At 66.7% G+C, this 8619-nt stretch carries 10 protein-coding genes and 1 tRNA gene; 5 read left to right on the top strand and 6 right to left on the bottom strand.

Translation table 11 applies throughout. From position 1 onward, the window contains the following. Positions 1-545, bottom strand: a 545-nt coding sequence (locus Y706_RS29310; RefSeq protein WP_028276972.1) for a DinB family protein, incomplete at its 3' end; no start/stop codon positions are given. Between the two features lie 321 nt (positions 546-866). Between Y706_RS29310 and Y706_RS0113375 the strand changes: the two genes are divergently transcribed. Next, positions 867-1244 carry a LysM peptidoglycan-binding domain-containing protein gene (locus tag Y706_RS0113375; protein WP_028276971.1) on the top strand — a complete coding sequence of 126 codons (378 nt, stop codon included), beginning with the start codon at positions 867-869 and terminating at the stop codon, positions 1242-1244. A gap of 104 nt (positions 1245-1348) precedes the next feature. On the opposite strand, the gene Y706_RS0113370 is transcribed toward Y706_RS0113375, so the two are convergent. Both Y706_RS0113370 and Y706_RS0113365 read right to left on the bottom strand, forming a co-directional pair. After that, positions 1349-1430: transfer RNA gene (locus Y706_RS0113370), tRNA-Tyr, on the bottom strand. Between the two features lie 161 nt (positions 1431-1591). After that, complete coding sequence (locus tag Y706_RS0113365; RefSeq protein ID WP_028276970.1) at positions 1592-1846, bottom strand: hypothetical protein; 255 nt, start codon at positions 1844-1846, stop codon at positions 1592-1594. Positions 1847-2042: 196 nt separating this feature from the next. Here Y706_RS0113365 and Y706_RS0113360 point away from each other — a divergent pair, with 196 nt between their 5' ends. Further along, a complete protein-coding gene (locus Y706_RS0113360; protein WP_018773569.1) occupies positions 2043-2534 on the top strand; it encodes a YajQ family cyclic di-GMP-binding protein in 492 nt (163 codons plus the stop codon). 124 nt (positions 2535-2658) lie between these two features. Here the strand turns inward: Y706_RS0113360 and htpX are convergent, their stop codons facing one another. Both htpX and Y706_RS0113350 read right to left on the bottom strand, forming a co-directional pair. Then, entirely contained in the window at positions 2659-3528 is an 870-nt protein-coding gene (gene htpX, locus Y706_RS0113355; RefSeq protein WP_028276969.1) for a zinc metalloprotease HtpX, read from the bottom strand. A gap of 70 nt (positions 3529-3598) precedes the next feature. Further along, positions 3599-4870 carry an MFS transporter gene (locus Y706_RS0113350; protein ID WP_028276968.1) on the bottom strand — a complete coding sequence of 424 codons (1272 nt, stop codon included), beginning with the start codon at positions 4868-4870 and terminating at the stop codon, positions 3599-3601. 102 nt (positions 4871-4972) lie between these two features. On the opposite strand from Y706_RS0113350, the gene Y706_RS0113345 reads away from it, so the two are divergent. The 3 genes from Y706_RS0113345 (at position 4973) to Y706_RS0113335 (ending at position 7802) form a co-directional block, all read left to right on the top strand. Continuing rightward, positions 4973-5440 carry a Fur family transcriptional regulator gene (locus Y706_RS0113345; RefSeq protein WP_026537503.1) on the top strand — a complete coding sequence of 156 codons (468 nt, stop codon included), beginning with the start codon at positions 4973-4975 and terminating at the stop codon, positions 5438-5440. 22 nt (positions 5441-5462) lie between these two features. Beyond that, a complete protein-coding gene (locus Y706_RS0113340) occupies positions 5463-6962 on the top strand; it encodes a catalase (protein ID WP_028276967.1) in 1500 nt (499 codons plus the stop codon). 189 nt (positions 6963-7151) lie between these two features. Continuing rightward, entirely contained in the window at positions 7152-7802 is a 651-nt protein-coding gene (locus tag Y706_RS0113335) for a DUF2461 domain-containing protein (protein WP_028276966.1), read from the top strand. 8 nt (positions 7803-7810) lie between these two features. Here the strand turns inward: Y706_RS0113335 and Y706_RS0113330 are convergent, their stop codons facing one another. Beyond that, positions 7811-8416 (bottom strand): TetR/AcrR family transcriptional regulator, encoded by a 606-nt coding sequence (locus tag Y706_RS0113330; RefSeq protein WP_028276965.1) that lies wholly within the window; start codon positions 8414-8416, stop codon positions 7811-7813. Positions 8417-8619 lie beyond the last annotated feature (203 nt).

The following is an 8619-nucleotide window of genomic DNA, read 5'->3' as shown; positions in this document are numbered from 1 at the left end:
CGGGCCCGGTGCACGGCCCATTCCTCGGCGGTGCGCGGCGAAAGATTCGGGTCCCCGGGACGCTGGCCCGCGCTGCCGTCGATGAGTTCGCGCAGGATGTCGGCGTGCCCGAGGTGGTGGGCGGTCTCCACGCACATGTGCACGAGGATCTGCTGCAGTGTCACGTGCTTGCGCTCGTCCGGCCACCAGGGCACCACACCGGGCGCGTCGAGCGGCAGTTCATCGATGGTGGCGTCGCTGTGGGCCGCCGAGAGCCGGTGCAGCTCAGTGATCTGCTCGCGCGTCTCGCCGGGGGCTGCCCACATGTCCGCATCCGGCTCCGCGTCGTCGGCAAACCACGGCAGCTTCAGCTCGCTGGGACGGCCGAAGACCTCGCCAAAGTAGCCGAGTTCGACGCTGGCCACGTGCTTGACCAGTCCCAGCAGGCTGGTTCCCGTGGGCGTGAGGGGCCGGCGCACATCGTACTCGCTGAGGCCTTCGAGTTTCCCGAGGAGGTCTTGTCGCCGCGTGCGCAGGTAGGTGTGCAAGATCGCTTTGTCGTCCATGACCGGCACTATACCGAATGCGACGGCGCTGCCTGGCGGAACAACGGGTTTCATAAAACGTATGGAATAATTGGCGGCAGCGGGCCTCGGGGGGAGGCCCCGATCGACAGGACACCCAGGGTGAATCTCGATTCCGGTGCACATCGGGTCCGGCCCGCCGCCGCAGTTCTCCTGGCCGCGGTTCTCGCGGCGGCTCTCGCCATTGGGTTGGCAGCCTGTTCTTCCGGCGCAGAGGCCCCGGGCGGAGTTCCGGCGGGCCGGCCTGCGGCGTCCGCCCCCGCAACGTCCCCGGCATCCGGAGGCCTGCGGGGGACGACCGAAGTGAACGGGTTCCTCCTGCCGATGCGCTACGCGGCCGTCGACGGCGACACCTGGGAGGGCATCGCCGCCCACTTCCGGATGACTCCGGAGATCCTCAGGAGCTTCAACGAAGCGGAGTCCGTTGCCGCAGGAGAGATTATCGACCTCAGGGGCGTGGACGTGCCCCAGCTAGGGGCCGGCGGCAGCGTGACCGGGCAGGACGGTCAGGGACGGCTCCTGTACAGGGTGGGCGCCGGAGACACTCCCTCGGGCATTGCGAGCCGCTACGGCGTCCCGCTCTATGCCTTGCGGATAGCCAACCTGAACCTGTTGACCGGAGGCGAATGGATTCCGCCCGCCGGCACCACGGTAACCATTCCGAATCCCCCGGCCGACTGAGCCGGGCCTTTGAGACAGGCCTTTGCACTATGGAGACGGGCCGTCGGGCCGTGGACAAAGAAAAAGCCTCCGGAACCTAGTGGTTCCGGAGGCTTCTCCAAGGGTGGCAGATGAGGGATTCGAACCCCCGTAGGCGTTGCCAGCTGATTTACAGTCAGCCCCCTTTGGCCGCTCGGGTAATCTGCCGAACTTCAAAAGAAGATCACTCGCGGATTCCAGTCCCGGAACGCCTGTTTCCAGTCCGTTCCGCTTCCAGCACCCGCGGGCAAGACAACTTTACAGAACTTCCGCCGAAGAATCGAATCGGCGCCTCAGCAGATCAAAAAAGGGCCAAAATCCGCGGAATTTCAGGCCTCGCCGAGAATCCGCCCCGCCAGCCTTGCCTCGAATCGTGCCGCCTGCTCGGCGGTGACCTGGTTCAGCTCGACGGCACGGGCCAGGTCCGTGTGGACCCCGTCCATGCGGACTGATGCGTCGGCGGCCGGGCTCAGGATGATGGACGCCGCCAGCGCGGCGGCGGCTACGGAGCTCGCCGTCGCGGCCAGGGTGCTGGCAGCGGCGGCGGTGGTGCGGTTGACGTAGCGGACAGCCTTTTGGTGCATGTTCTTGCCTTTCAGCAGCGGTTCCAACTCTTGCAACTCTGGCCAGCCCGGCTTCGTTCCCGCCGTGATTGAGCTATGAGCGGACTGTGAAACCCGGGACGCAAGGCCGGCCGCCACATCGGGGGCATCCGTACTAGTCTGGAATGCAGACATCCCGGCCTCACGCAGGCACCCGGCAACCATCAGGAGGAAAGTCATGGCAGGCGAATCCACGTTCGACGTCGTCAGCAAGGTAGACAAGCAGGAAGTCGCCAACGCGCTGAACCAGGCGCAGAAGGAAATTGCCCAGCGCTACGACTTCAAGGGCGTCGGCGCCGAGGTCGATTTCAGCGGCGAGAAGATCCTGATGAAGGCCAACTCCGAGGAGCGGGTGCTCGCGGTGCTCGATGTGCTGCAGTCCAAGCTCATCCGCCGCGGCATTTCGCTGAAGTCTCTCGACACCGGCGAGCCCTACGCCTCCGGCAAGGAATTCCGGCTCGAGGCCTCCATCAAGGAGGGCATCGCCCAGGACCTCGCCAAGAAGATCAACAAGCTGATCCGGGACGAGGCCCCCAAGTCCGTCAAGTCACAGATCCAGGGCGACGAGCTCCGGGTGACCTCGAAGTCCCGCGATGATCTCCAGGAGACCATGAACCTGCTGAAGGGCTTCGACGAGGCCGACCTGCAGTTCGTGAACTTCCGCAGCTAGCGGCCCGTCCGCGGCGCAAATTTCCGCACGACGCGCAAAAGGGCTGGCGACACCGGTATTCCGGTGTCGCCAGCCCTTTTTGTGTCACGGAACTATTCGCGCGTCGCCAGACCCGCAGCCTGCTTCAGCTGCGCGGCTGCCCGGCCATCCGCTCCAGCCGGCCGATCCGCTCGGCCATCGGCGGGTGAGTGGAGAACATCTTGGCCACGCCTCCGCCTTTGAACGGGTTGGCGATCATCATGTGCGAGGCGTTGACCAGCCGCTGGTCCTGCGGCAACGGCGCCAGCTGCACGCCCTGCTCGATCTTGCGCAGGGCGGAGGCGAGCGCCAGCGGATCTCCGGTCAGCGACGAGCCGTCCTCGTCGGCGTCGTACTCCCGTGTACGGGAGATGGCCATCTGGATCAGGGATGCGGCGAACGGGGCCAGCAGGGCCATGGCGATCGCGGCGAACGGGTTCGCATTGCGGCGGTCCCCGCCGCCGAACAGCAACATCATCTGCGCCACCGAAGTGATGACGCCGGCGACGGCGGCCGCCACCGACGCCGTCAGGATGTCCCGGTTGTAGACGTGCATCAGTTCATGCCCCAGGACGCCGCGCAGTTCGCGGGCGTCCAGCATCCGCATGATGCCCTCGGTGCAGCACACTGCCGCGTTCTGCGGGTTCCGGCCGGTGGCGAAGGCATTTGGCGCCATGGTGGGCGAGACGTAGATGCGCGGCATCGGCTGGTTGGCCCGGCCGGACAGCTCCCGGACGATATGGAACAGCTGGGGCGCCTCGGCTTCCGTGACGGGATAGGCCTGCATGGCACGGATGGCGAGCTTGTCGCTGTTCCAGTACCCGTAGGCCGTGGTGCAGACCCCGATCAGGGCCATGATCCAGATCGGCGCCGCACTGCGGGTCCCCGCGGCGATGAACGCCCCCAGGCCCAGCAGAACCGCCCACAGCACTCCGAACAGCGCCGCGGTCTTCAGTCCGTTGTGATGCTTGTGCACTGGTCCTCCTGATACGTGTACTGCAAGCTGACGCCCTGTAATTCACTGGCCTACCAAGGAAAACGAACCGCTACGGCACCGGGTTCCGCGCGTCGTAGCGCAGGAATCCGCTCTGCTGGCGGGCCAATATCCAGGCCACAGCGATGCACAACATGCCGCCGAGCAGCAGGACCCACCCCTCGTTCAAAAGTTTAGTCGCGCCGCCGGCCAGCATGTCCCCGATCCGGGGTCCGCCGGCGACCACCACCACAAAGACACCCTGCAGACGCCCGCGCAGATGGTCGGGGGTGGAGGCCTGCAGGATGGTGGTCCGGAAGACTGCGCTCACGGAATCCGCGATGCCGGCCAGCGCGCAGCACAGGGCGGCGGGCAGCAGCCACACGCCCACGCCATCGTCGCCGGAATGCCCGGCCAGGACCACCACCAGGCCGAAGGCCGCCACCGAGCCGCCCCAGCCCATCACGGACCACACCACCGCGGCCCCCTGCCGGCGGATGCCGCCCAGCGGCCCCGAGAACAGGCCGGCCAGGAACGCCCCCACGGCCATCGAGGCCAACAGGATCCCCACCGTGGCCTCACCGCCACCGATCATCAACGCGCCGATGGCCGGCAGGAGCGCCCGGGGCTGGGCAAAGATCATGGCCACGAGATCGATCACGAACGTCATGCGGAGGTTGGGCCGGGTGCCAAGGAAACGGAACCCCTCCACCACGGAACGCAGCCCGGCCGGCCTGGCGTGCTCGCCCGGCGGCATGGAAGGCAGTTTCAGGAGGGCCCAGAACGCAAACGCAAAGCTGATGACGTCGATCGTGTACGTCCAGCCGAACCCCACCCATGCCACGAGTACGCCGGCCAGCAGCGGGCCGGCGGTCATGGTCAGCCCGAAAATCATCATGCTCAGGGCATTTGCGGCTGGGAGCAACTCCTTGCGCACCAGCACCGGGATGATGGCGCTGCGTGCCGGCTGGTTGATGGCCTGGGCACCGCTCTGCACCGCCACGAGCGCATAGAGCAGCCACACGTTGCCCACTTCCAGCCACGCCTGGAGGGCCAGCGCGGCGGTGGTCAGCCAGAGGACGGACGAGGCCAGCAGAGCCACGGTGCGGCGGTCATGGGCGTCGGCGATCGAGCCGCCCAGGAGGCCGCCAAAGACCAGCGGCACGAGGGCGAAGAGGCTCAGCAGGCCCACGTAGAGGCTGTCCTGGGTCAGCCGGTAGACCTCCAGGCTGACGGCCACCAAGGTCAGTTGGCTGCCCAGGGCGGAGACGGCGGACCCAAGCCACAGACGGCGGAAGGCCGGACTTTCACGCAACGGCGTGATGTCCGCCAGCAATTTCTCCACCGGGCAACTCTAGTGGCGAACCCGGACTGCCCTGTGACACGGCCGGACAATATTAGCCACGCCTTATTGTGAGGCAGTCATAATAAGTGCTTGAATGGGGGTATGACGGATTCCTCGGGCACCCACGACGCATGGGCAGCCGCCCTGCGTGCCCACGGCCGCCGGGTGACCAAGCAGCGCCTGGCCGTGCTGGCCGCCGTCGAACATCACCCGCATTCGCCGGCAGAGGCAATCCTTGCCGCCGCCCGGCAGGAATTGCCGGACCTGACCGCCCAGTCCGTCTACGTGGTCCTCGGGGACCTCACGGATCTGCACATGCTGCGCCGTTTTGAGCCCCCGCACTCCCCCGCGCTGTACGAGACGCGGGTCGGGGACAACCACCACCATGCCGTGTGCATCAGCTGCGGCCGGGTGGAGGACGTCGAATGCGCCGTGGGCCACGCGCCCTGCCTGACCCCGCACTGGAACGCGGACGCCAAGCCGATGACCATCCAGATCGCGGACGTGCTGTACCAGGGCATCTGCCAGGACTGCCAGCGCACCCAACAGCTTCCCTCCGAACGAAACTAAGAAACCCAACCCAAGGAGAACTATGACTGAGATCATCTCTGCGCCCGCCGTGTCCACGACACAGTCCGGGGCTCCCGTCACTTCCGACGCCCACTCCAAGTCCGTCGGCGCCGACGGTGCGATCATCCTGACCGATCACTACCTGATCGAGAAGCTCGCGCAGTTCAACCGCGAGCGTGTCCCGGAGCGCGTCGTGCACGCCAAGGGCGGCGGCGCCTTCGGTACCTTCAAGACCACAGAGGACGTCTCGAAGTACACCAAGGCCGCACTGTTCCAGCCCGGCGTTGAGACGGACATGCTCATCCGCTTCTCCTCCGTTGCCGGCGAGGCAGGCTCCCCCGACACCTGGCGCGACCCCCGCGGTTTCGCCGTGAAGTTCTACACCACTGAGGGCAACTACGACCTCGTCGGCAACAACACTCCGGTGTTCTTCATCCGCGACGGGATCAAGTTCCCGGACTTCATCCACTCCCAGAAGCGCCTCCCCGGCACCCACCTGCGCGACGCCGACATGCAGTGGGACTTCTGGACCCTCTCCCCCGAGTCCGCCCACCAGGTCACCTGGCTCATGGGTGACCGCGGCCTGCCGGCCTCCTGGCGTGAAATGCAGGGCTACGGCTCGCACACCTACCAGTGGATCAACGCCGAGGGCGAGCGGTTCTGGGTCAAGTACCACTTCAAGTCCAACCAGGGCGTCAAGTCCATGACCGGGGACGAGGCCGAGGCCCTTGCCGGCGCCGACGGCGACTTCTACATCCGCGACCTCCAGGAAAACATTGCCGCCGGCAACTTCCCCTCCTGGGACCTCCACGTCCAGGTCATGCCTTACGAGGACGCCAAGACGTACCGCTTCAACCCCTTCGACCTCACCAAGGTGTGGCCGCACGCGGACTACCCGCTGGTCAAGGTCGGCACCATGGAGCTGAACAAGAACCCGGAGAACTACTTCGCGCAGATCGAGCAGGCCACCTTCGCGCCGTCGAACTTCGTGCCGGGCATCGCCGCCTCCCCGGACAAGATGCTGCAGGCCCGCATCTTCTCCTACGCGGACGCGCACCGCTACCGCGTCGGCACCAACCACGCGCAGCTCCCGGTGAACCTGCCCAAGAGCCAGGTCAACAACTACAGCCAGGACGGCGCCGGGCGTTACCACTTCAACGCCCCGTCCGTTCCGGTGTACGCACCGAACTCTGTGGGCGGCCCGGCTGCCGTTGAGCCCGGCGTTGCGGGCGGCGGCTGGGAGAACGACGGCGAGCTCACGCTCTCCGCGCACTCCCTGCATGCCGAGGACGGCGACTTCGGCCAGGCCGGCACGCTGTACCGCGAGGTGTACAACGACGGCGAGAAGGCCCGCCTGCTGGAGACCGTCACCGGCGCCGTCAGCGGCGTCAAGAACGCCAGCATCAAGGAACGCGCCATCGCGTACTGGACCAACGTCGACGCTGAATTCGGCGCCAAGCTGCGCGCCAACCTCGGTGCCGGCCAGGTTGAGTCCGACGCCGAGGCCGCCAACAAGGTCTGATAGTTGCGTCGAAGGTTGCCTGATTGCCGGCCTTGACGGCCGCCTGGGCGGCCGGTGACCGGCATTCGGTGACAGCTGGAGCCAACAGAACGCCCCGCCACGGACTCCCGTGGCGGGGCGTTTTGCGGTTATCCACATGGGTGCGCGTGGCCCTCGCCACCGCGTGCCGCGGCTCCGTAGGATTTGGGCATGACCGCTTTCGCTGGCACTCCATTCGCAGGCATTCCACGTGACGCCTTCCGGTTCTACGCCGATCTTGAACAGAACAACAACCGGGACTGGTGGCTCGAGCACAAGCCGGTCTACGAGGCCGTGGTGAAGGGGCCTCTGACCCAGCTGCTGGCCGAGCTGGAGCCACGCTTCGGACCGGCCAAGCTCTTTCGCCCCAACCGGGATGTCCGGTTCTCGCCGGACAAGTCACCCTATAAGACCGCGCAGGGGGCCTTCGCGGCGGTGGACGAAGGCGTGGGCTTCTATATCCAGCTCAGCGCCGACGGCCTCCTGATCGGCGGCGGCTGCCACACTCACACTCCGGCCCAGCTGGCACGCTTTCGCGGTGCCGTGGACGATCCCGCCAGCGGCGACGCCCTCCAGGCGATCGTGCGGAAGGTCGAGGCGGCAGGGTTCGCGGTGGAGGGCGAACGGCTAAAAACGGTGCCGCGGGGCTTCGACAAGGACCATCCCCGGGCGGAGCTGCTCAAGCACAAATCCCTCACGGCCGGCGTCAACGTGGGCCAGCCCGGCTGGCTTGCCGGTCCCGGGGCGGTGGAGGAAGTGGCACAGCGCTGGGAGCAACTGCGCCCCCTCGTGGAGTGGGAGGGCCGCTACGCTGCTCCCTGAGGTTCTGCTCAGATGTGCTGGCCGTCGGTGGCGAGGCGCCTGTCGAGGTTGTTGAAGAAGACCAGCATCATCAGCTCAAAGGCCTTGGTGGCTTCCTCTGGCTGGTTGTTGACGACGAAATCGAACTGCAGCCCGTAGAACGCGGCCGTGAACAGCCGGGCGTCGGTGTCGGCGAATTCCGGCTGGATGCCCTGGATGACCAGCCAGTCCCGGGCCTTCTCGTGCAGCATCCGGAAGTGCTCCTGCGCTGTGCCGCGCGGCACCGCCGCCACAATGTCCTGCGCCGTGGCCTCAAATTCAAGCCGGGCCAGGTGCCGGTTGCGCTGCGCCATGGTCCACTGCCAGGACTCAAGCAGGAAGGCCCGCCACGCGTCCCGGTCGATGTCCCTGACGTCGGTGGCGCGGATGCTGTCCAGCCGGGATTCGATGCCGCGGATGATCTCGTTGATCAGCTGTTCGCGGTGCCCGAAGTGGTAGACCAGGACGTAGCTGCTGACACCCAGCCCGTCGGCCAGGCCGCGAAACGTCAGCTCCGCCAGGGTCTTGTCCATGAGGTAGTCGAGAATTGCCGACAGCAACTCTGATTTGCGTTCCGGTCTTGCTGGGCGGGCCATGTGTCCATCTTAGGGAGCGCCGCCATTACGGGGCGGCGCACCAACGCCGAAGTCGCCGGAGCCGTGCGGTTACGCCGGAAATTTCCAGCGAATTCGCACGGCTGCGGCGACCTCGATGCGGCGGGGCCGATCGCTCCCGTCTCAGGAGCGGGTGAGCGCGTCCTCGTTGTCCTCCGCGGGCGCTCCGGCCGCGCTGGCCGTGC

The sequence above is a fragment of the Arthrobacter sp. I3 genome (assembly GCF_000520575.1).
Lineage (GTDB): Bacteria > Actinomycetota > Actinomycetes > Actinomycetales > Micrococcaceae > Arthrobacter > Arthrobacter humicola_A.
Note: the sequence above shows the minus strand (reverse complement) of the source record. Positions and strands in the feature narration are given on the sequence as shown.

What these genes read in the sequence shown, in the direction of transcription:
- Y706_RS0113335 (WP_028276966.1), top strand. Translation starts at nt 7,152, where the DNA reads ATGACCGCTTTCGCTGGCACTCCATTCGCAGGCATTCCACGTGACGCC.
- Y706_RS0113340 (WP_028276967.1), top strand. Translation starts at nt 5,463, where the DNA reads ATGACTGAGATCATCTCTGCGCCCGCCGTGTCCACGACACAGTCCGGG.
- Y706_RS0113365 (WP_028276970.1), bottom strand. Translation starts at nt 1,846, where the DNA reads ATGCACCAAAAGGCTGTCCGCTACGTCAACCGCACCACCGCCGCCGCT.
- Y706_RS0113345 (WP_026537503.1), top strand. Translation starts at nt 4,973, where the DNA reads ATGACGGATTCCTCGGGCACCCACGACGCATGGGCAGCCGCCCTGCGT.
- Y706_RS0113330 (WP_028276965.1), bottom strand. Translation starts at nt 8,416, where the DNA reads ATGGCCCGCCCAGCAAGACCGGAACGCAAATCAGAGTTGCTGTCGGCA.
- Y706_RS0113360 (WP_018773569.1), top strand. Translation starts at nt 2,043, where the DNA reads ATGGCAGGCGAATCCACGTTCGACGTCGTCAGCAAGGTAGACAAGCAG.